A 21847-nucleotide genomic window follows, 5' to 3' on the forward strand; every position below is an offset into this window, starting at 1 on the left:
AAGCACGGCGGCCTAGTAGCCGACCTGAGTGGTTAAATCAAAAGCAAAACCGAGGCGGCCTGACAGCCGACCTGATCTTGGAAGCTGAAACTCAATCAAATGTGGGAGCTGGCTTGCCTGCGATGGCATCAACTCGGTGTACCTGATGGACCGAGGTGCCTGCATCGCAGCGGTGCGGCGATCCGACAAGCCAGCTCCCACATTAGAATGTCTACATTTGTAGATTCTCGTCCTGATATAGAGACTAGGTAATGCCAAGAGCGACCATTTTTTTGTACAGCGTCGACCGCCCCAGCCCCAGGCGCTTGGCTGCCCCTACTACGTTGCCTTCACACGCCGCCAAAGCCGCCCCAATCACCTGGCGATCAAAGCGCTCCCGCGCCGCCGCAAACGTCTCGCCCTCGACCGTTTCCACTGCGCCACGCGCCACCGGGCTGAACGTGCCAATCGCGGCGCGAATCTCTCCCGCATCCAGCACCAAGTCATCACTCAGCAACGCCGCGCGCTCCAGCACATTGCGCAGCTCGCGGATATTTCCCGGCCACGCATGCTGCGCCAACAGCGCCAGTGCCTCGCGGTCCAGTTCATGCTGGCTGCGCAACTCTTCCAGAATCGCCTCACTCAACGCCGGAATGTCATCCAGCCGCTCACGCAACGGCGGCACCTGGATCGGCAGTACATTCAGCCGGTAATACAAATCCGCGCGGAACTCGCCGCGCTTGATCGCCGCCTCCAGGTCCATGGACGTGGCGGCAATCACCCGTACATCGCTGTGCCGCATTTCATTGGAGCCCACTGGCTCGTATTCCTTTTCCTGCAACACCCGCAGCAGTTTGCTTTGCAGCGGCAGCGGCATGTCGCCGATTTCATCAAGGAACAGCGTGCCGCCCTGGGCGATCTGCAATTTGCCGGGGCGGCCTTTGCGGTCGGCGCCGGTAAACGCGCCCGGCGCGGTGCCGAAGAACTCGGCTTCGAGCAGGTCACCGGGAATCGCCGCGCTGTTGATGCTGACGAAGGCTTTGTGCGCACGCGGTGATGCGCCGTGAATCGCCTGGGCCAGCAGCTCCTTGCCGGTGCCGGTTTCGCCGAGCAGCAACACTGGCGACTCAGCGCTCGCACTGCGCCGCGCCCGGCGTTTGACTTCCAGGCTGGCCGCGCTGGTGCCGATAAAGTGCGCGAAGTTGTATTTGCTCTGGCGCGAGCGCAACAGCGAGCGGGTCGACGCCAGCTCCTGCTGCATGCTCAGGTAGCGCTCGATCAGCGGCGACAGGTTGCGCAGCTCGTCGAACAGCGCAAAGCCAATCGCACCGATCACCGCGCCGGCATCGTCGTGAATTGGCAGGCGCATCACCACCAGCGGGCCTTTGGGCGTGTCCTGGATGTCCAGCAAGATCGGCTGGTCATTGCGCACCACCTGGCGCAACAGGCTGTTGGAAATCACCTGTTCGCAGGGCTGGCCGATGGCCTCGTCGGCGCTTTTGAGGCCGAAACGCTTGGCGTAGCGTTCGTTCATCCACACGATATTCGCGTCGCGGTCGACGATCACCGTGCCTTCGCTGGACTGCTCGATGATCTCGAACAGCGACTGGATGGCCAGGCCGCGAACCTGTTGGTAGTCCTTGAGGCTTTCGTTGCTATTCATGCGTGCCGAATCCTGTGATCGCTGTGATCGTTCCCACGCTCTGCGTGAGAATGCCTCCCGTGACGCTCTGCGTCACTTGGCGTGCGGGGCGCGGAGCGTCCTTGGCTGTGTTCCCACGCAGAGCGTGGGAGCAATCTCACAAGGGAATATGCGCAGCCGCCAGCAGTTCTTTGGTGTACGCGTGCTGCGGCGCTTCAAATACCTCATGACTCGCGCCACGCTCCACCACCTTGCCATCCTTGATCACAATCATGTCGTGAGCCATGGCGCGTACCACGGCCAGGTCATGGCTGATAAACAGGTAAGTCAGGCCGTACTTCTCTTGCAGTTCACGCAACAACGCCACGACCTGCTTCTGCACCGTGCGGTCCAGGGCTGAAGTGGGTTCGTCCAGCAGCATCAGCGCCGGTTTAAGCACCAGGGCGCGGGCGATGGCGATGCGTTGGCGCTGGCCACCGGAAAATTCGTGTGGGTAACGGTGCCGGCTGGCGGGGTCGAGGCCCACGTCCTTGAGCACCTGCATCACTTGCGCATCGCGCTCGGCCAGGCTGCACGGTGCGTGCACTTCCAGGCCTTCGCTGATGATCTGCTCCACCGACATGCGCGGGCTGAGGCTGCCGTAAGGGTCCTGGAACACCACCTGCATCTGCTTGCGCCACGGGCGCATTTGCTTGTGGTTGAGCGGGTCGAGGGCCTCGCCCTGGAAGCGGATACTGCCGGTGGAATCGAGCAAACGCAGAATCGCCTGGCCCAGGGTCGATTTACCCGAGCCGGACTCGCCGACAATCCCCAAGGTCTTGCCGCGCTGCACGCTGAGGCTGATGCCGTCCACCGCGCGTAGGTAGGTCTTGCGCTGAAACAGCCCGCCGCTGAGGGGGAATTGCACCGTCAGGTCATCCACCTGCAACACCGTTTCGCGCTCATCGCTGCACAGTGCATCGCCGGCCGGTTCCGCATCCAGCAACAGGCGGCTGTAAGGGTGTTGCGGTGCGTTGAACAGCGTCTGGCAGTCGGCCTGCTCGACGATTTCACCGGCGCGCATCACGCACACGCGCTGCGCGATGCTGCGCACCAGGTTGAGGTCATGGCTGATCAGCAGCAGCGACATGCCCAGGCGTTGTTGCAAGGACTTGAGCAGCAGCAGGATCTTGCGCTGCACCGTCACGTCGAGTGCGGTGGTGGGTTCGTCGGCGATTAACAGTTCCGGCTCGCAGGCCAGGGCCATGGCAATCATCACCCGCTGGCGCTGCCCGCCGGACAGCTGATGCGGATAGGCTTTGAGGCGCTCCAGGGGTTTCTGGATGCCCACCAATTCGAGCAGTTCAAGGATGCGCGCCTGCGCCGCCTTGCCGCCCAGGCCCTTGTGCAGCAGCAGGGTTTCGCCGATCTGCTTTTCGATGCTGTGCAGCGGGTTGAGCGAAGTCATCGGCTCCTGGAAGATCATCGCAATGCGGTTGCCACGCAGCTTTTGCAGGGTGGCCGCCGAGGCGCCGATCAACTCCTGGCCGCGATATTTCACCGAGCCCGTGGTCTGCGTGCCGGCTTCGGGCAGCAGTTGCAGGATCGAGTGGGCCGTCACCGACTTGCCCGAGCCTGACTCGCCCACCAGCGCCAGGCATTCGCCGGGGCGCAGGTCCAGGCACAGCTTGCTCACCACGGTCTGGCCGCTGAAGGCGACACTCAGGTCGCGGATTTCAATGAGGTTCATAGGCAGTCACTCATGAGCGTGGGTCGAAGGCATCACGTAATGCCTCGCCGATAAAGACCAGCAGCGACAAGATCAGCGCCAAGGTGAAAAACGCCGTCAGGCCCAGCCAGGGCGCCTGCAGGTTCTGCTTGCCCTGGGCGATCAGTTCGCCGAGTGACGCACTGCCCGCCGGCATGCCGAAACCGAGGAAATCCAGGGCGCTCAAGGTCGAAATTGCCCCGGTCAAAATAAACGGCAGGTAGCTCAACGTCGCGGTCATGGCATTCGGCAGGATATGCCGGCGAATGATCTTGCCATCGCCCAGGCCCAAGGCGCGCGCGGCCTTGACGTATTCCAGGTTGCGCCCGCGCAGGAACTCGGCGCGCACCACGTCCACCAGGGCCAGCCAGGAAAACAGCGCCATGATCCCCAGCAGCCACCAGAAGTTCGGCTCGACAAACCCTGAGAGGATGATCAGCAAGTACAGCACTGGCAGCCCGGACCACACTTCCAGAATGCGCTGGCCGAGCAGGTCCACCCAGCCGCCGTAGTAACCCTGCAAGGCGCCGGCGGCAATGCCGATGGCGGCGCTGATGGCCGTTAACGCCAGGGCAAACAAAATCGACACGCGGGCGCCAAAGATCACCCGCGCCAGCACATCACGCGACTGATCATCGGTGCCCAGCCAGTTCACCGTCGACGGCGGGCTGGGGGCAGGGCGGCTCAGTTCGTAGTTGGGCGTGTCATCGCTGAACGGGATCGGCGGGAACAGCATCCAGCCGCCGTCCTGCTTGATCAGCTTTTGCACGTAGTCACTGCGGTAGTCGGCCTGGAACGGCAACTGCCCGCCGAACTGCTGCTCGGTGTAGCGCTTGAACACTGGGAAATACAGCTCGTTCTTGAAGCTGAGCACCCAGGGCTTGTCATTGGCGATCAACTCGCCGCCCAGGGTCAGGATAAACAGGCCGATAAACAACCACAGCGACCACCACCCGCGACGGTTCTTCTTGAACCGCTCGAAACGCCGACGCGCCACCGGAGACAAATTAAGCATCAGGCGTTCCTCGCGGCGAAGTCGATACGCGGGTCCACCAAGGTGTAGCAGAGGTCGCCGATGAGTTTTATCAGCAGGCCAAACAAGGTGAAGATGAACAGCGAGCCGAACACCACCGGGTAGTCGCGGGACACGGCGGCTTCATAGCTCATGCGGCCCAGGCCATCGAGGGAGAAGATCACCTCGATCAGCAGGGAACCTGCGAAAAACACGCTGATAAACGCCTGGGGAATCCCCGAGATCACCAGCAGCATGGCGTTGCGGAACACGTGGCCGTAGAGCACGCGCCGTTCGCTCAAGCCCTTGGCGCGGGCCGTTACCACGTATTGGCGGGTGATTTCATTCAAGAACGAGTTTTTGGTAAGGATGGTCAAGGTCGCAAACCCGCCGATAACCAGCGCGGTAACCGGTAGCACCAAGTGCCAGAAATAGTCGGCAATCTTGCCCACGGTGCTTAGCTCTTCGAAGTTTTCCGAGACCAGCCCGCGTACCGGGAACCAGTTGAGCGAGGTGCCACCGGCGAACACCACAATCAGGAACATCGCGAACAGGAACGCCGGCATCGCGTAGCCGATGACGATGGCGGTGCTGCTCCACACATCAAAGCTGCTGCCATGGCGTACTGCCTTGCGAATCCCCAGCGGGATCGACACCAGGTAGGTGATCAACGTGGCCCATAAGCCGAGGGAAATAGTCACCGGCATCTTTTCCAGGATCAGGTCAGTCACGGTCGCGCCGCGAAAGAAACTGTTGCCGAAATCCAGCTGCGCATAGCTCTTGAGCATCAGCCACAGGCGTTCCGGGGCGGGCTTGTCGAAGCCGTATTGTTTTTCGATGTCCTTGATCAACTTCGGGTCCAGGCCGCGGCTGGCCCGTGAGCCGCTGCTGATGCCCTCGCCGGATGAGCCACCGACGGCACCGCCGCCGATGCCTTGCAAGTGCGCAATGGCTTGCTCCACCGGGCCGCCAGGCGCGGCTTGGACGATCACAAAGTTAACCAGCAGGATGATCACCAGCGTCGGGATAATCAGCAGCAGGCGCCGCACGATATAGGCAAACATCAGCGGGCACCTGCGCGTTTTTTCAACTCGGCGTTCATTTGTTCATTCGTCAGTGGCGTGGGGCTGATTTCCCACCAGGTTTCCAAGGCTTCGTCGTTCTTCGCCTCGATGGCCGGGCGGCCGAAGCGGTTCCACCACGCGGCGGAGGTGCCGGGCGGGTAGTAGTTGGGAATCCACAGGTAGTTCCATTGCAGCACGCGGTCCAGGGCGTGGGCGTAGGTGAGCATCTGCGCCTGGGTGTTGGCCTTGACCAGGCCCTTGATCAACGTGTCGACGGCCGGGTCCTTGAGCACCATGTAGTTGTTGGCGCCCGAATCAAACGCGGCGGCGGAGCCGAAATAGTTGTACAGCTCCATGCCCGGCGAGGTGGTGACCGGGAAGCCGGTGACGATCATGTCGTAGTCGCGGGTCATCAGCCGGTTGACGTACTGGGAGGAGTCGATGCGGCGAATATTCAGGGTGATGCCGATCTGCGCCAGGTTGCGTTTGTACGGGAGTAGCAAGCGTTCCAGGCCGTTTTGTGTATTGAGGAAGGTGAACTCAAGCGGCTCGCCTTCGGCGTTGACCAGCTTGTCACCTTGCGGCTTCCAGCCCGCGTCCTCCAGCAAGGCCAGGGCTTGCAGCTGCTTGTCGCGGATCATGCCACTGCCGTCGGTGACGGGGGCCTTGAACACTTGGGTGAACACTTCGTCGGGAATCTGCCCGCGCAAGGGCTCAAGAATCGCCAGCTCCTCTGGGGTCGGCAACTGGCTCGCCGCCAGTGGGCTGTTGGAGAAATAGCTCTGCTGGCGGATGTACAGGTTGCGCATCATCTGCCGGTTGGCCCATTCGAAGTCCCACAGCATCGCCAGGGCCTCGCGCACGCGGCGGTCCTTGAACATCGGCTTTTGCACGTTGAACACGTAGCCCTGGGCCGGTTGCGGCATCTCTTTGGCCAAGTGCGCGCGTTGCAGGCGGCCATCGTCGAGGGCCGGGCCGTTGTAGCCGATGGAATAACCGGTGGCGGAGAACTCCCGGTTGAAGTCGTAGGCACCGCCACGCAGCACCTGGCGGGCCACTTCGGTGTCGCCGAAGTACTCCAGGCTCAGGTGATCAAAGTTGTACAGGCCACGGCTGACGGGCAAGTCCTTGCCCCACCAGTCCGGGTTGCGGGTGAAGGTGATGGTGGCGCCGGAGTCGATCTTGCTGACCTTGTACGGGCCGCTGCCCAGTGGGGCTTCGTAGCCGCCACCGTTGGAGAAGTCGCGGGTTTTCCACCAGTGCTCGGGGAACACCGGCAGGGTGGCGATATCCAGGGGCAGGGTGCGGTTTTCATTGCTGGAGAAATCAAAGCGCACCTGGCGCTCGCCTTCGACTTCGACGTGTTTGACGTCGGCGAACAGGGTGCGGAAACGCAGGCTGCCTTGGGTCATCAGCAGGTCGAAGCTGTAGCGCACGTCTTCGGCGGTGATCGGTGTGCCGTCGGCGAAGCGCGCCTTGGGGTTGAGGTAGAAGCGCAGCGACAGGCCATCGTCGGCGCGTTCCATCTTTTCGGCGACCAAGCCGTAGACGGTGTACGGTTCATCCAGGGAGCGTTGGGCCAGCGGGGCGTACAGCCAGCCGTCGACCTGGGAGACGCCGATGCCTTTGTCGATGTACGGCAGCACGTGGTCGAAGCGCCCGATCTCAAGGGCTGAGCGCTTGAGGCTGCCGCCTTTGGGGGCGTTGGGGTTGGCGTAGTCGAAATGGGTGAAGCCGGCGGGGTACTTGGCCGGTTCGCCGTAGACCGTGAGGTAGGTCTGCGGGGCCGCGATCACGGCGGTGCTGGCCAGCAGCAGGGCCAGGGCAGAGCTAAGGAGTGCTGTGGAAAAAGCCAATCGCATTGTCAGCCTTGAGTGCCGGGTGAAGAATAGGTTTTTGTACGTTAACGGCTTCAACGTTGCCAGTCATCACATGCACAACGGCCCACCATAAGGCGGGCCGTTGTTTATAGCATTAGCACGGACTGGATCAGTCCTGGCGGCTGGTGACTTCCAGCAGGTGGTAGCCGAACTGGGTTTTCACCGGGCCTTGCACGGTGTTGACCGGGGCGCTGAAGACGACGGTGTCGAATTCTTTGACCATTTGGCCAGGGCCGAACGAACCGAGGTCACCGCCTTGGCGGCTGGAAGGGCAGCTGGAGTTGGCTTTGGCGACTTCTGCGAAATCGGCGCCGCCTTCGATCTGGGCTTTGAGTTCGTTGCACTTGTCTTCAGTGGAAACGAGGATGTGACGGGCGGTAGCTTTGGCCATGGGGAATAACTCCTTGAATAAAAAGGGTGAGCGTACCGGATTCAGGCGGTTATTTGTTGGCAAAGTTCCATGTTTTGTTGGTTGGTTGAGTACATATCCGTTGCTGCGGTAACGGCTAACTAGGGTTGCGCTCTTACAGCGGGCCACTTTTGGCAAACGCGCGGAATGCCGGCCCAGCCAAAAGTACCCAAAAGGTCTTTGCCCCACCACTCGGTGCCGAGTGGTGGGGCACAACAACCCCAGTACTCATCCACATTTGTCAGCGAGATCAGCTTACTTGCCGCCAGTAATCTGCTTCACCAACTCCGCATGCCCCTTCACATCATCCGCCCGGGAAATCGCCTGGATCACCAGCAAGTGCTTGCCTGAGCCACCGAGGAACGTGGAGTTCAAGGTCTTGCCTCCGCCCTGGGTGGCGGTGCTGTCGACCTGGCGAAGTCCCAGGCCCTTAAAGGTGAGTTTCTTCTCGTTCTGCTTCTTGAAGTCGGGCAGGGCGGCGCTCTGGTCTTTGACGAAACCAGCCACGGCGCCATCCAGAAACTGCGGGTCGTTATCCTTGATCGTGGCCCCATCGTTGCGCACGGTTTCGGCGACGATCACCACACTTTTGCTGGCCGCGTTGGCGTACAGCGTGCCCTGGGTGTCGGCAGTGCCATCCTCAACCTTGCCGGTTGGCAGGGTGTCGGCGATGTAGGCCTTGGGCAAGTTGAAGGTGAACTTGCCGCCCAGGGTCGAGATGGTTTGCGTGCTGGCTGCGAACACGCTGCCGGCGGTGAGCGCGAGGGCCAGCAGGGCGGCGGTCTTGGTGAAGGTGGCCATGAAGCGCTCCAGGAGATGAACGAAATTGCGGAGTATTCTGTCAGAAATTTCGCAATATCGTTCATTCGCACCCTCACGCTTTGTCGGACTCTTCCTCAAGCCGGTCCATCTCAAACAGCCGCGCCAGTTCGGTACGGGCTTCCTGGGCGGTTTGCATCACCTTGGCCGCATCGTCGTACACCGCGTGTTGCGCGGCCAGCAATTGCAGGTCGTGGTTTTTGAAACGGGAGATGCGTGCATCCGCCTGGGCTTGGCTCAAACCGAGGCCGACCAAGGTACGGCGGCTCATTTCCAGGCTGGAGTAAAAGGTCTCGCGCACCGGTGAGGCGTCCAGGTCCACCAGGCGGTGCACGTGCTGGCGGTTACGGGCACGGGCGATGATTTTCATGTGCGGGTAGAGGCTGCGTACCATTTCGGCGGTCTTGATATTGATCTGCGGATCGTCCATGGCAATCACGAAGAATTCAGCCTGATCGACCTTGGCCGCGTGAAGGATTTCCGGGCGCTGCGGGTCGCCGTAGAACACCGGCATGCCGCCGAAACTGCGGGTCAGTTCAATGGTTTCCACCGAGGTGTCGAGGGCGATGAACGAGATATTTTGCGCGCGCAGGATCCGCGCCACGATCTGGCCCATACGGCCCATGCCGGCAATCACCACGCGTGGCGCATCGCTTTCGATGGCGCGGTATTCCTCGGGCACCTCCACCGGTTTGGCCTTGGACTTGAACAGCTTTGTGCAGACCAACAACAGCAGCGGCGTCACGGCCATCGACAGGGTGATGGTCAGCACCAGCACATCGTAAAGGTGCGGTTCGAACAGGCCTTGGTCGCGGCCGATCTTGAACACCACGAAGGCGAATTCACCGCCAGCTGCCAGCACCACGCCCAGGCGCAGCGCGCTTTCGCGATTCAGGTCGCCCACCAGCCGGCCGACCGCGTACAGCAGCGGCAGCTTTAAGCCAATCAACAGCAGGGTCAGGCCGATCACCACCAGCGGCGAGCTGAGCAGCAGGCTGAGGTTGGCGCCCATGCCCACACTGATAAAAAACAGGCCGAGCAGCAGGCCCTTGAAGGGTTCGATCTGGGATTCGAGTTCGTGGCGGTATTCCGAGTCCGCTAGCAGCAGCCCGGCGAGGAACGCGCCCAGGGCCATCGACACACCCACCAGTTCCATCAGCCAGGCGGTGCCGATCACCACCAGCAGTGCGGTGGCGGTGGACACTTCACGCAAGCCGGTCTTGGCGACGATGCGAAACACCGGGCGCAACAGGTAGCGCCCGCCGATGATCACCACAGCGATGCTGCCGAGGATCTGCAACACATGCTGCAGGCCCTGGGCTTCGGTGGTCGGGTGATCGCTGCCGGCCAGCAGCGGCACCATCGCGATCAGTGGGATCGCGGCAATGTCCTGGAACAGCAGAATCGCAAACGCCAGGCGTCCATGGGGCTGGTTCAGTTCCTTGCGCTCGGCCAGGCTTTGCAGGCCGAACGCGGTGGAGGACAGCGCCAGGCCAAGGCCCAGGACAATTGCGCTGTTCCACGTTTGGCCGAACAGCCACAGCGCGACGACACCCATCACCACGCCCGTGAGCAACACCTGGGCCAGGCCAACGCCGAACACCGCCTTGCGCATCACCCACAACCGTTTGGGCGACAGCTCCAGGCCGATGATGAACAACAGCAACACCACCCCCAATTCCGAAAATTGCGCGACGCTTTGCGGGTTGCCGATCAGGCCCAATACCGAGGGGCCGATGATCACACCGGCGAACAGATAACCCAGCACCGCGCCCAGTTGCAGACGCTTGGCCAACGGCACGGTCAGCACGGCGGCGAGCAGGAACACCACGGCTGCTTGTAACAGGTTGCCTTCATGGGGCATTGCGAACTCCAGGCTCTTTAAAGCGAATCGACAGGGCGCTATTAGAGCGCTTTTTCACATTTTGAAACGTGTGTTTCTGCCGCGACAGTCAATGTATGTTGGCTGAAATCCCATTCTTGTCGGGCGTTTACGAAAGTATTAATACCATTTAATTCAATGACTTTTCTGTAGGTCTACTACCGTTTCGACACACTGGATCTGTTGTCGCCACGGTCAGGTATTTCGAGTTTGATGCGTGTGGGTTAATAGAGTTGGGCTTCTGCGCATTCATGGATGAAAGGCTTGAACAACTCCGGCACCCTCGACCTGGCACTGTTGGGCCTGGGCTATTCGGGGCAACGTTCGCGCAACGACAAGGATCACGCGATGACCATCAGCTTCTCTCTCGGTTTCTGATCAAAGCCGAGCACCTTTAACCGCCCGAAAGGGCGGTTTTTTTTGCAGTGATTGTTACTGGGCTGCAATGCCGCGACTTAAGGATATGAAAGAGCCGCGCCCTTTGTGGCGAGGGGGCACGCCCTAATGCCGTTCAGTTAAGCGCAGATCCCACATTTAATCTTCGCTGCTTTGGGCATTGCGTTCGCTTAACTGAACGGCATTAGGGCACGCCCGCTCGCCACGGGTGGCATTCCAATCTGGAAAATGAGGGAATAAAAGATCATTGAAATAATTCCTTTAAAGGAATATTCCTGTTTCCGGCAACCTAAATTCAGGGCCGTCACCATGGCTAAAAAATTCGCTGAATTTCAACCGCGCATGACGCTCGAAGCGCGTGCTGAGGCCGAGCAGCTGTTCCGCCAACCTCTTAAAGAAATGCCGCTGCACGAACTGCGCAAGGCTCAACAATTGAGCCAGGAGCGCCTGGCCAAGGCATTGAATATCAACCAGGCGGCGGTTTCCAAGATGGAGCGCCGCACCGACATGTACATCAGCATATTGCGCGACTACATCCGGGCCATGGGCGGCGAACTGGAAATCATCGCGACGTTTCCGGATGGCCAGGTCAAGATCGACAACTTCGCTTACTAAGGTGCATTGGGCCACTCATATGAACCAACTCCTCGCCATGCGCGCCTTTGTCCGTGTTGTCGATACCGGTTCGTTCAGCCGTGCGTCCGACCAACTGGCGCTGCCGCGTTCCACGGTCAGCAAGCTGATCACCGACCTTGAAAAGCACCTGGGCATCCAGCTGATGCACCGCACCACCCGCGCCTTGGCGCCAACGCTCGAGGGGCTGGAGTATTACCGCCATGCGCGGCGACTGGTGGCTGAGCTGGATGAAGTGGACAGCGCCGCACGCGGGCAAGTCCTCAAGCCCGGTGGGCATTTGCGGGTGGATGCGCCGGCCTCGTTTGCCAATTGCCTGTTGATACCGGCGCTGGTGGATTTTCATCGCGAGTATCCCGATATCACCATCGCCTTAGGCATCAGCGACCGTGCGGTCAACATCGTCGGGGAGGGCGTTGATTGTGTGATTCGAGCCGGCAAGCTGGACGACATGGCGATGATCGGGCGCAAGGTGGCCGACCTTGAGTACCTGACTTGCGCAGCGCCCAGTTACTTGGACCGCAGGGGTGTGCCGCAGTCGCCGGAGGACCTGCAGAACAACCACCTCAAAGTCGGCTATTTCTTTACCGGCTCGGGCAAGCCGGAACCGCTGATTTTCGAGACGGCTGGGCAGTGTATCGAGGTCAACGACTGTGCCTTTTCGACCAATGAAGGCAATGGCCTCAAGGAAATGCTGCTCGCAGGCCTTGGCGTAGGGCAGCACTTCACCTCTATCGTGCAGCACTACCTCGACACCGGCCAACTGATCCGCGTGTTGCCGCACTGGTCACGCCCGGCCACGCCGCTGCATATCCTTTACCCACCCAATCGCCATCAGAGCGCACGCCTCAAGGTGTTTACCGAGTGGGTCATCCACACGTTCGGTGTCAGGGAATAATCGCGGTTACGCGAATCTCCACGCGCATGGTCGGCAAACCCAGGGCCTCGACGCCGATTTGTGTCCAGATCGGTGCATGGTCGGGCATCAAGCGGCGGTAGTGCTTGACCATCGCCTCGTTGACCTGCGGCGGGAAGCCGCCAACGTGGTAGGAGTTGATGTGAATCACATGCTCCCAACCCGCGCCGGCGGTGGTCAGGGTGCGCTCCAGGTTACGAAAGGCTTGGGCAATTTCTTCGTCGAGGTCGGTGGGGATCTGAAAATCATCATCCCAGCCGCCTTGGCCTGAGGTTTCCACGCGGTTGCCGACTTTCACCGCTTGCGAGTAGTGCAAGTGTTCGCGCATGTAATCGCCATAACCTGGGGTGACAAAAAACTCGGGGGTGCTCATGGTGTTTCCTCGGTTCAGTACAAGACTTGGCGAATGCTAGTGGACCGAATACGCGAACAAAATCCCGGTTTTTTGCCATGACTATCTATCAGCCTGCACAATCGGCTTACGGTAAAGCCCCACGGCTAAACCGATGATGATGAGCGTGATGAAGATCAGGTGGGGTGTGGAAATGCGCTCGCCCAGTATCAGCATCGAACTGCCGATCCCGAATACCGGGATCAACAACGGCAGCGGCGCCACGGTCGAAACGGGATAGGCCTTGAGCAGCGAGTTCCAGCCCCAGTAGGCAAAGTGCGTCGCCAGGTAAACCTGGAACAGGATCGACGTCACTGCGGTGAGGTCGAGGCTGGCGGGTACGTTCTCGAATGCGGTGCTGCCGTGCATCCACCAGGCCATCAGGCACAACGGAATCGGTGGAAACAGGCTGGCCCACACCATGAACCAGAAAATTTCCTTCACCCCTGACGCCTTGATGATGACGTTGCCGATGCTCCACGCCAACGCACTGAGCACGATCAACAGCACACCGAATACCGCATGCTCGCCGTCCTGGGTGCAGATGATGCCCTCCAGGCCCATCAAGGCGAGTAACGCGCCGACCCACTGCGCACGGCGGATGTGTTCCTTGAACAACAGGCAGCCCCAGCCGAGGGTAAAAAACACACTGAGCTGAATGATCAGCGAAGCGATCCCCGGGCTGACGCCGACCTGGATGCCATAGTTGATGACGCCCCACATGCCCAACCCGAAGATAACGCCATAGCCGGCCACATAGCCGAACCTCACGGCGGGGCGCTTGATAAAAAATACCAATGGCACGGCGGCGAGGGCAAAGCGCATGCCGGTTAGCACAAAGGGGTCGATTGAGCGCAGGCCCAGCTTGGTGATGGGGAAGTTCAAGCCCCAGACGTGACCAGCAGGGCGAGGGCCAGATGTTTCTTATGCATGGGTGTTCCTTTGAACAAGGTTGATCAAAGGCGTGAATGCTAGGGCGCGTGGAAATGGCCCGCTTGCTATCCCAGGTCATATCTTGACAAGATCGGGCCATGATCCCGATATTTGAAACCAGCGACCCTGAAGCCGTCGTCACACTGCGCGACTATGCGTCCGGCACCGTATTTCCACGGCATACGCACCCACGCGGGCAGTTCGCCTATGCCTCAACCGGCGCCTTGAGGATGTTTACCGACCTCGGCAATTGGGTGGTGCCACCGCAGCGGGCGATTTGGGTGCCGGGCGGTGTGCCCCATGAAATGCACATGCGTGGCGATGTGGTGATGCTCAATACCTACCTTGACGACAGAGCTGCTGAACGGGCAGGGCTGCAGGACCGCTGCCAGGTATTCGACGTGTCGCCGCTGCTCAGGCATCTGCTGGAAGCGGCACTGGCTATCGGACCATCGCCAGCCTCCGCTGTCCGGCAGCACTGCATATTGACGCTGTTGATCGATGAAATAAGCACCATGCCCGAATTGCCCCTCAGTGCCAGCCCTTTCAAGGTCTTTGGAAAAAGCCTCAAAAAATGATCATTTTTTGACCAAAAGAGATGCTAACTGAACCAAATTCAACTCGTTTTTTTCTTAATTTCAGCCTGGAATTGGCGTAGGACGCGATTTAGGCAAAGACCTTGAAAGGGCTGCCCCTCAGTGCGCCATTGCCCGCCGAACCGCGTCTGGCCCAGGCTTGCCAGCGCTTCCTGGACGCGCCTGCGCAAACCGTCTCCCTTGACGAAATGGCCGATTGGTCGAACATGAGCCGCCGCACTTTCACTCGCCATTTCCACGACTGCACCGGCATGACGTTCGTGGCCTGGCGCCAGCAGGTCTGCCTGCTCGAAGCCACCGCCCGGCTCAGTCACGGCGCCTCCATCACCCAGGTGGCGTTAGAGCTGGGTTTCAGCAGCTCCAGCGCCTTCACCTCGGTGTTCCGCCGCAACCTGGGGGACTCGCCGGCGCGCTACCTGGCCAAATCCAAGGCGGCATCAGTGTTCTGAACACTGCACACGTCGGTCAGGATTCACCTTTACCAAGGCCATGCTTTGTTACTATCGCCGTCCATCGTCACCAGGAGTCACCGGCCCATGCAACACCAGTGGGATGAAATGCACCGCACCCGCAAGCCCACGTTTGTATTGTGCGGCGAGCCCCAAGGGGATGTGCTCAATCTCTACGTTCACGGTTACTCGGCCTTCTTCAATCGCCAGCAACTGGGCAATTTCAAGCAGCAGTTGGCGAGCATCGAAGGCTCGACCAACCTGATGCTGTTCTGGCCGGCGGGGCACTTTCTGGAAAACCTGTTTGCGCCGTTCAAGGATGTCATCACCTCGATGCTCGGCGGCGGCGGCCTGGGTGCGGCGACGGTGGGCGTGGGCAAAGCGATTGCGTATTTTCTCGACCATTACAAAAGTGTCGAGGCGCGTGTCGATGAAGTCGCTAAAACGTTATTGCCTGAGCTGGCCAGCTACCTGCACGCCGAATCGCTGAAGGTGCGGCGCATTAACCTGATCGGCCATTCCCTCGGCGCGCGCATCCTGGTCAAGAGTGTGTTGGCCAGCCCCGAGGTGGCGCGCGAACTGCCGTTGAACAACGTGTTGCTGATGGGCGGGGCGATCTGTACGTCCAGCCCGTGGGATGAAGTGTCGGCGCCGCTCAAGGGGCGGGTGATTAACTGTCATTCCAGTAAAGACTGGGCGCTGGCGATGAAACCGGACACCGAGCGGTGTATTGGCCGCTATGCGATTGAGGTCACGCCGGCGCTCAAGGCCAAGGTCACCAATGTGCACCTGGCCACGTTCGACCATGGCGCCTATTGGCCGCAGTTGAAGACGGTGGTGCAATACACCGACCTGTTGCAGGAACGGCGCGGCATGATTCGCGCCGATCAGCGCAGCAGTGAAGTGCGCTTTGCCGAAGAGGACGTGGAACTGTTCCCCGCATTGGTCCAGGCGCGGCCGGACGAGCTGAAGTTCCTGGCCGAGTTGATGGCGCAAAAGCGCAGTGCTTCGATTGATGCCACTGTGCGCGAACCGCTGAAACTGGCCATCGAGCTGCAGCGCATGGGCGGTGACAGCATCATGAACCTTGCCCGTGGCCATGGCGTGAGTTATCGCAAGATCGCCGAAGGCGTGGCGCAGCGGCTGGGCATCAAGTTTGATGAACCGGTGGAAACCGTTGCACTGGCGGACATCGAGGCCCAGGTCGCAGAAAAATTGATCGAGCAGTACAAGGACAAACTCAGTCGCGCCGACCGGCAGGCCTTCGACGCCGAACTCAAGGCCGCCGCGCAAAAAGAGCAGGGTTTGTTCAACCGCTTCGACGTCGGCCGCTCGGCCACCACCGCCTTAAGCGGCACGGCGTTGGCGGGGTTAACCGGGTTTATCGTGCGGCGCGGCGCCGCCACGGCGATTCCAGTGGTGGGCCAGGCATTGGCGGCGGCGATGTTGCTGGTCACCGGCGTGCGCGCGTTTTCCGGCCCGGCGTATTCGATTACCACCTTATCGGTGTTGATGATCGGCATGATTCGCCAGCGCATGGAGCGCGAGGCGCTGAACCAGGAGCTGGACCTGGTGGTGCAGGTCGTGGACACGTTTGGCCTGCCCCGGGAGACGGTGATGCGCACGGTCGCGTCGGACTGATAAGCTGCGTTCTGACTTGTGTGTTTGCCTGGGATACCGCGTGAAATTCAGCCTGCCGAAAATCGCTACCGCCCCGTTCTGCCCGCCGGAAGTGGCCGGCTCCGTTATCGTTGACCCCAAGGCTTCGTTTTTCAAACGAGCACTGATGTTCGCCGGCCCCGGCCTGCTGATCTCTATCGGCTACATGGACCCCGGCAACTGGGCGACAGCCATCGAGGCCGGTTCACGCTACGGCTACAGCCTGTTATTCGTGGTGCTGCTGGCCAGCCTGGCAGGCATGGCGGTGCAATGCTTGTGTTCGCGGTTGGGCATCGCCACCGGTAAAGACCTGGCGCAGCTGTGCCGCGAGCGCTACAGCAAACGCTCGGCGCGTACGCAGTGGCTGCTGGCCGAGATCTCGATCATCGCCACCGACCTTGCCGAAGTGCTCGGTTGCGCCCTGGCGTTTCACCTGTTGCTCGGCGTGTCGCTGACCACCGGCATTGTCATTACCGCGTTCGACACACTGTTGATCCTGGCCCTGCAAAACCGCGGCTTCCGGCGTCTCGAGGCGATCATGCTGGCGCTGGTCGCAACCATCGGCGTGTGCTTCTTTATCGAACTGGTGCTGATCAAGCCTTATTGGCCGGACGTGCTCCGTGGTTTCACCCCGTCACTGTCGGCCATCAGCGATGCTGCGCCGTTGTACCTGGCCATCGGCATACTCGGTGCCACGGTGATGCCGCATAACCTCTACCTGCACAGCTCCATTGTGCAAACCCGCCTGATTGGCAAAGACCTCGCCAGTAAACAGGACGCGGTCAAGCTGGCGCGTATCGACACCATCGGCTCCCTGGCCCTGGCCTTGCTGGTCAACGCTGCGATCCTGGTGCTGGCCGCTGCGGCTTTCTACAAGACCGGCCATACCGACGTGGTCGAGATCCAGGATGCTTACCACCTGCTCGACCCACTGGTGGGCGGCGCCTTCGCCAGTATCCTGTTCGGTATCGCCTTGCTGGCTTCCGGGCAGAGTTCGACGTTTACCGGCACCATTGCCGGGCAGGTGATCATGGAGGGTTACCTCAACCTGCGTATTCCGTGCTGGCAGCGACGCCTGATCACCCGTGGCCTGGCACTGATCCCGGCGTTTCTCGGGGTGTGGCTGATGGGCGACGATGCTATCGGCAAACTGCTGATTCTCAGCCAGGTGGTCCTCAGCCTGCAGTTGCCGTTCGCGCTGTACCCGCTGATTCGCATGACCGATGACAAGCAACTGATGGGGCCGTTTGTTAACCGCCTGCCCACGCGGCTTTTGGCGTGGTTTCTGTTCGCGGTGATCAGTGGGGCGAATGCGTGGTTGATTGGGCAGTGGTTGTTCTGATCGGATGTTCAGGTCAAAAGGCGCCCTCAAACGCATCCAGCGGGTCGTCCGGTAGTGGCGAGCTAAAGTCGTTCGGGACCAGCAGTTTCCCTCTCATAAGGCCGATTCGACGTCTGTGAGGTTTCCCGGCCGGCACCCGCTGGGCAAGCGCCCATCCGTTCTTGGTGATAAGAATGGTTTGGCCGGTACTGGACTGATGAGCCAGCTGTGAAACGCTGGCCTTTGCCTGGCCTGACGAAACGGTGATTGCGGTGCACGATGCGCTCATGGCGTCTCTCCTTTGCGGAAGTCGCCTGAGTTTGGCGCAGGGCGCCGTGCCCGGGAATGGTTGCCTGGGAAATCAGAATAAGCCTACTTTTCCCAGTAAGCTTTTTTACCTGACACCCGCTGTTCAGAGTGATCGAGACCGCTCATCTGTCCCAATAAGGCACCGTCCCAAAACACTCCACAAAGTAATCAATCACCGTGCGCACCTTCAGCGACAGGCGTCGGCTGCCCGGCCACAACGCGGCAATCTGCTGCGGCTCCAGCGTTGTCGCCACGTCGTATTCGGTCAGCACCGCCTGCAAGGTGCCTGCGCGCAAGCCTTCGCCGATCAGCCAGGAGGGAAACACCACCAGCCCCAGGCCTTGCTCCGCTGCGTGGGTGAGGGTGTCGGCGTGGTTGCCGGTGATTGAGCCTTTGACGCTGTAGGGCGTCCAGTCGCCTTGGTCGCGACGGAAGAACCAACGTTGCTGGCCGGTGATGCCTTTGTAAGCCAGGCACTGGTGGTTGACCAGTTCGTCGGGGTGGCGCGGTGTGCCATGGCGGGCCAGGTAGGCAGGGCTGGCGGCGAGGCGAAAACGCTGGGGCGCGAAGATGCGCGCCTGCATGCCCGAGTCGTTGAGCACGCCGATGCGAAACAGCAGGTCGGTGCCGTCTTGCAGCGGGTCGACGTAGGTGTCGGTTTGCTGGATATCCAGTTGCAACTTGGGGTAGCGCCGACACAACTCGCCCAGCCACGGTGACAGGTGGCGCTGGCCGAACACCATCGGCGCATTGATGCGCACCAGGCCGCTGGGTTCGCTTTCCTGTTCCTGCAAGGCTTGGCCGGCTGTTTCCAGTTGTTCCAGCATCAAGCGCGCGTGATGCCCGAGCAGGCGCCCGGCTTCGGTAGGGCTGACGGCGCGGGTGTGGCGGTACAGCAACTGTTGGCCGAGTGCCTGCTCCATCAGCTGGATCTGCCGAGAAATGGAGGAGGGCGCCAGGCTTTCGCGGCGCGCAACTTCGGAAAAACTGCCGTGATCCAGCACGGCGACAAACAGGCGCAACGCCTTGAAACTCAATTCATTCAAGCCCTGCATCATGGTCTCCAAGCTGTGCGTAATGCGCAAAGGTGTTATCCGTATGCTCCCATTTATCGCACAGCACGGCCACCGGATAATGCGCGCCATGTTCAGTTCTTGAAGCGCAGGTGATGTATGCAGGCAAGTTCAATCGAAGGCGTGGCGCAGGCTACGCCGAAAAAAAACCTTCTACGGCTACTGTTGTTGCCGCTGGTGATTCTGGCGGGCATGGGCCTGTCGGTGGAGGCCGGTTTGCTCGGGCCGCTGGGTGTACAGGTGGGCCACTTGTGGGCGACCTTGAGCATCTTTGGCGTGGGCACGGCGATCCTGTTTTTGCTGCTGCTGTTCAGCGGCCCGCAAAAGGGCCCAGCACTGACTGACCTGCCGCGCTGGCAGCTGATCGGCGGGTTCCTGGGGCCGATGTACGTGGTGGTGTTGACCTTGGCCACGCCTCATATCGGTATCGCCATGACCATGATCGCGATTCTGTCGGGCCAGGTAGGCAAGAGCGTGTTGATCGACCATTTTGGCTGGTTCGGCACGGCGCGCAAGCGCGTCAATGGCGAGCGCTGGATAGCCCTGGCGTTGATTGTGGCGGCACTTGTTTTGATAGCGCGAGGGTAAGGCGATGAATTTGATTCTGTTATTGGTGCTGGTGATTGCCGCCGGCGCGGTGCTGAGTGTGCAAGCGGCCATCAACGGTCGCTTGGGCCAGGCTGTAGGTGTGTTGCGCAGCAGTTTGCTGACCTTCGCGGTGGGCGCGATCACCACTGCGCTGCTGATTTTCTTCTTTGAGCCCGCCCAGGCCGTCAGCCTGCTGGACGTGCCCAAATGGCAACTGACCGGGGCGCTGTTCGGCGTGGTGTACATGATGGTGATGGTCGGCGCGGTGCCTATCGTCGGTACGGCGGTGGCGACCGTCGCGGTGATCGTCGGGCAGTTGGGCATGGGCATGCTGATCGATAACTTCGGCTGGCTCGGTAACCCGGCCATCGAACTGTCGGGCAGCCGTATCGTGGCGATGCTCTGCTTGGCCCTGGCGCTGGTGTTCATGTACCGCAGCAATACTCGTCAGGCCGATTAACGGGCTGAACCTTGGCGCCTTGCCGGGAGTCATTGGTTAAGGTGCTGCGTTCGCAACACCTGGACGACCATGAGAAAGGAGTCTGACCATGCCAGATACAACCTGTGCCTGCCCACACTGCAAATGTGTACTCGGCGCCGACGCGGTAATGAAGGACGGTAAGGGCTATTGCTGCCAGGGCTGCGCCGAGCACCATGCGCATGGTGAGCCGTGCGCAGCGGCGACGGGCTGTGAGTGCGCCAAGTCCGCCAACGGCTAAAAATCCTCTCGGATTATCGGGTGGCGGTCATTACCATGGCCGCTCACCCTTGATTGATGTGCTGTTCATGGCCCTGGCCGCTCCCCCCCGACCTCAGTGATCACGCCGTGTCTGTGCAACCCCTGGCGCGCACCTACCCGCGTGGGTTGTACGTAGAACCCCATAGCCACGACTGGGGCCAGTTGCTCTACGCCGTGAGCGGCGTGATGTGGGTCGAAACACCTCGGGAAGCCTTGGTTGTAGCGCCGCAACGCGCGGTGTGGCTGCCTCCGGGCGTGGAGCACGGCATTCGCGTGGTCTGCGACTTGCAGATGCGCAATATCTACCTGCGCCCGGCTTTGGCGGCGACGTTGGACAGCCAGGTGCAGATGATTGAAGTCGGTGGGCTGTTGCGTGAGCTGATCGTGACCGTGGTCGATCAGGGCGACAACGGCGATAGCGCTTACTACGACGCTGTGGTCGGCTTGGCCCTGTTGGAATTGCAGCGGGCGCGCCGTATGAGGAAGTGAACAAAGGCAGTGCAGACAAGCTCATTTCCCTGCCCTAACACCGTCAAAACTGTGGGAGCTGGCTTGCCTGCGATATCGGTGGGTCAGCCAACAATTTTTTACCTGATGGGCCACCATCGCGGGCAAGCCCGCTCCCACAGTTTGATCTTCACTGGGCTTTGGGAGTGAGTTTGGCTCGGAGGTTTCCTACAAGGGTTTCAGGTTGTCGCTCGGAAGGCGGCTGACTAACCTCACTGCCGTCGCTGCCAATTCAGCGACCGGATTTGACCGTCCGATCTTGTTAACGAAACGCTACGCCCTGTACCTATCTCAGGCGTTTTTTTTATGCCTGAGGTATTGTGTCGCGGCAGTTGTGCGCGGGATACCTTCGGGTATGCCGGGTTCGTTGACAGCCGGTCGGTCAACCCGCGTACAGCTGCCACCTTAACTCGCTTGACCGCGAGCGTTGGCAGCTCAACTTGTCGACGGAGTTCCACCATGATCAAAGACAGCCCAAATCCCCCCGGCCAAAAAGACTTCGATACAAGCACCCTGCACGAAGTGGCCTACCGCGCGATCAACCACTACCTCAACCCTGGAAAACCAATGCCCGAACCGACCGACGGGCTCTTCAGCGTGCGTGCCGATCTGGGCACGGAAACCTTGCTGGTCAATGCGTCCCAGGACCTGGCGTCCATCAGCGAGATTGCCAACCATATGGCGTTTGAAATCGAAGGCTCGCAACGTAATGTCGCGCTGGGCATCTGCCGGATGCTGGAAGGGGTGCAACTGTTGGTGGATAAGGCTCTGAATGTGGCCCATCCGGCGGCATAACGACTTTCACACGGTCAAAACTGTGGGAGCGGGCTTGCTCGCGAAATCGGTGGGTCAGTCACAGAAAGGTTGACTGAAATACCGCATTCGCGGGCAAGCCCGCTCCCA

The 21847-nt window shown here is 60.5% G+C and carries 19 protein-coding genes and 4 pseudogenes; 11 read left to right on the forward strand and 12 right to left on the reverse strand.

From position 1 onward, the window contains the following. Positions 1 to 244 precede the first annotated feature (244 nt). The 8 genes from ACI77I_RS27900 to ACI77I_RS27935 form a co-directional block, all read right to left on the reverse strand. On the reverse strand, positions 245 to 1642 hold the full coding sequence (locus ACI77I_RS27900; RefSeq protein WP_094952983.1) for a sigma-54-dependent Fis family transcriptional regulator: 1398 nt from the start codon (positions 1640 to 1642) through the stop codon (positions 245 to 247). 136 nt (positions 1643 to 1778) lie between these two features. Beyond that, a complete protein-coding gene (locus ACI77I_RS27905) occupies positions 1779 to 3350 on the reverse strand; it encodes an ABC transporter ATP-binding protein (protein ID WP_094952982.1) in 1572 nt (523 codons plus the stop codon). A 10-nt stretch (positions 3351 to 3360) separates the two neighbouring features. After that, the gene (locus ACI77I_RS27910) at positions 3361 to 4383 is read right to left on the reverse strand and encodes an ABC transporter permease (protein ID WP_242150404.1); all 1023 of its coding nucleotides are present in this window, start codon (positions 4381 to 4383) and stop codon (positions 3361 to 3363) included. Further along, positions 4383 to 5444 (reverse strand): microcin C ABC transporter permease YejB, encoded by a 1062-nt coding sequence (locus ACI77I_RS27915; protein ID WP_094952980.1) that lies wholly within the window; start codon positions 5442 to 5444, stop codon positions 4383 to 4385. Before ACI77I_RS27915 ends, ACI77I_RS27910 begins: the two co-directional genes overlap by 1 nt. Next, complete coding sequence (locus tag ACI77I_RS27920; protein ID WP_094952979.1) at positions 5444 to 7306, reverse strand: extracellular solute-binding protein; 1863 nt, start codon at positions 7304 to 7306, stop codon at positions 5444 to 5446. Before ACI77I_RS27920 ends, ACI77I_RS27915 begins: the two co-directional genes overlap by 1 nt. Before the next feature lie 127 nt (positions 7307 to 7433). After that, complete coding sequence (locus ACI77I_RS27925) at positions 7434 to 7715, reverse strand: peptidylprolyl isomerase (protein ID WP_003174386.1); 282 nt, start codon at positions 7713 to 7715, stop codon at positions 7434 to 7436. A gap of 273 nt (positions 7716 to 7988) precedes the next feature. Beyond that, positions 7989 to 8534: a hypothetical protein gene (locus ACI77I_RS27930; RefSeq protein ID WP_094952978.1), complete on the reverse strand. Its 546-nt coding sequence runs from the start codon at positions 8532 to 8534 to the stop codon at positions 7989 to 7991. 73 nt (positions 8535 to 8607) lie between these two features. Next, on the reverse strand, positions 8608 to 10416 hold the full coding sequence (locus ACI77I_RS27935; RefSeq protein ID WP_094952977.1) for a monovalent cation:proton antiporter-2 (CPA2) family protein: 1809 nt from the start codon (positions 10414 to 10416) through the stop codon (positions 8608 to 8610). A 723-nt stretch (positions 10417 to 11139) separates the two neighbouring features. Here ACI77I_RS27935 and ACI77I_RS27940 point away from each other — a divergent pair. Together ACI77I_RS27940 and ACI77I_RS27945 are read left to right on the forward strand one after the other, a co-directional pair. Next, on the forward strand, positions 11140 to 11445 hold the full coding sequence (locus tag ACI77I_RS27940) for an XRE family transcriptional regulator (protein ID WP_406999398.1): 306 nt from the start codon (positions 11140 to 11142) through the stop codon (positions 11443 to 11445). A 19-nt stretch (positions 11446 to 11464) separates the two neighbouring features. Continuing rightward, entirely contained in the window at positions 11465 to 12361 is an 897-nt protein-coding gene (locus ACI77I_RS27945) for a LysR substrate-binding domain-containing protein (RefSeq protein ID WP_406999400.1), read from the forward strand. Here the strand turns inward: ACI77I_RS27945 and ACI77I_RS27950 are convergent. Together ACI77I_RS27950 and ACI77I_RS27955 are read right to left on the reverse strand one after the other, a co-directional pair. Beyond that, positions 12351 to 12752, reverse strand: coding sequence for a RidA family protein (locus ACI77I_RS27950; protein WP_094952974.1), 402 nt, complete (start codon positions 12750 to 12752; stop codon positions 12351 to 12353). The two genes, ACI77I_RS27945 and ACI77I_RS27950, sit on opposite strands and share 11 nt — an antisense overlap. An 81-nt stretch (positions 12753 to 12833) precedes the next feature. Next, positions 12834 to 13702: pseudogene (locus ACI77I_RS27955) on the reverse strand (EamA family transporter). A gap of 99 nt (positions 13703 to 13801) precedes the next feature. Between ACI77I_RS27955 and ACI77I_RS27960 the strand changes: the two are divergent. The 4 genes and pseudogenes from ACI77I_RS27960 to ACI77I_RS27975 all read left to right on the forward strand — a co-directional run. Further along, positions 13802 to 14227: pseudogene (locus tag ACI77I_RS27960) on the forward strand (AraC family ligand binding domain-containing protein); the annotation flags it as partial. A 164-nt stretch (positions 14228 to 14391) separates the two neighbouring features. After that, positions 14392 to 14748 (forward strand): annotated as a pseudogene (locus ACI77I_RS27965) (helix-turn-helix domain-containing protein); the annotation flags it as partial. A gap of 87 nt (positions 14749 to 14835) precedes the next feature. Beyond that, positions 14836 to 16389 carry a DUF726 domain-containing protein gene (locus tag ACI77I_RS27970; protein WP_094952971.1) on the forward strand — a complete coding sequence of 518 codons (1554 nt, stop codon included), beginning with the start codon at positions 14836 to 14838 and terminating at the stop codon, positions 16387 to 16389. Between the two features lie 40 nt (positions 16390 to 16429). Further along, entirely contained in the window at positions 16430 to 17749 is a 1320-nt protein-coding gene (locus tag ACI77I_RS27975) for an Nramp family divalent metal transporter (protein WP_406999403.1), read from the forward strand. A 13-nt stretch (positions 17750 to 17762) separates the two neighbouring features. Here ACI77I_RS27975 and ACI77I_RS27980 read toward each other — a convergent pair whose 3' ends face one another. Together ACI77I_RS27980 and ACI77I_RS27985 are read right to left on the reverse strand one after the other, a co-directional pair. Further along, positions 17763 to 18017 (reverse strand): type II toxin-antitoxin system Phd/YefM family antitoxin, encoded by a 255-nt coding sequence (locus ACI77I_RS27980; protein ID WP_406999405.1) that lies wholly within the window; start codon positions 18015 to 18017, stop codon positions 17763 to 17765. 142 nt (positions 18018 to 18159) lie between these two features. Continuing rightward, positions 18160 to 19092 carry a LysR family transcriptional regulator gene (locus ACI77I_RS27985; RefSeq protein ID WP_406999412.1) on the reverse strand — a complete coding sequence of 311 codons (933 nt, stop codon included), beginning with the start codon at positions 19090 to 19092 and terminating at the stop codon, positions 18160 to 18162. Positions 19093 to 19209: 117 nt separating this feature from the next. Between ACI77I_RS27985 and ACI77I_RS27990 the strand changes: the two genes are divergently transcribed. The 5 genes and pseudogenes from ACI77I_RS27990 (at position 19210) to ACI77I_RS28010 (ending at position 21739) form a co-directional block, all read left to right on the forward strand. Beyond that, positions 19210 to 19698 (forward strand): DMT family transporter, encoded by a 489-nt coding sequence (locus tag ACI77I_RS27990; protein ID WP_094952967.1) that lies wholly within the window; start codon positions 19210 to 19212, stop codon positions 19696 to 19698. Between the two features lie 4 nt (positions 19699 to 19702). After that, positions 19703 to 20158 (forward strand): DMT family transporter, encoded by a 456-nt coding sequence (locus tag ACI77I_RS27995; RefSeq protein ID WP_094952966.1) that lies wholly within the window; start codon positions 19703 to 19705, stop codon positions 20156 to 20158. A gap of 88 nt (positions 20159 to 20246) precedes the next feature. Beyond that, positions 20247 to 20417 (forward strand): metallothionein, encoded by a 171-nt coding sequence (locus ACI77I_RS28000; protein ID WP_094952965.1) that lies wholly within the window; start codon positions 20247 to 20249, stop codon positions 20415 to 20417. Between the two features lie 67 nt (positions 20418 to 20484). Next, positions 20485 to 20914: pseudogene (locus tag ACI77I_RS28005) on the forward strand (AraC family ligand binding domain-containing protein); the annotation flags it as partial. Between the two features lie 489 nt (positions 20915 to 21403). Continuing rightward, complete coding sequence (locus tag ACI77I_RS28010; RefSeq protein WP_406999407.1) at positions 21404 to 21739, forward strand: DUF6124 family protein; 336 nt, start codon at positions 21404 to 21406, stop codon at positions 21737 to 21739. The last annotated feature ends 108 nt before the right edge of the window (positions 21740 to 21847 follow it).

The organism is Pseudomonas sp. D47 (assembly GCF_045447305.1).
In the GTDB taxonomy this organism is placed as follows: domain Bacteria; phylum Pseudomonadota; class Gammaproteobacteria; order Pseudomonadales; family Pseudomonadaceae; genus Aquipseudomonas.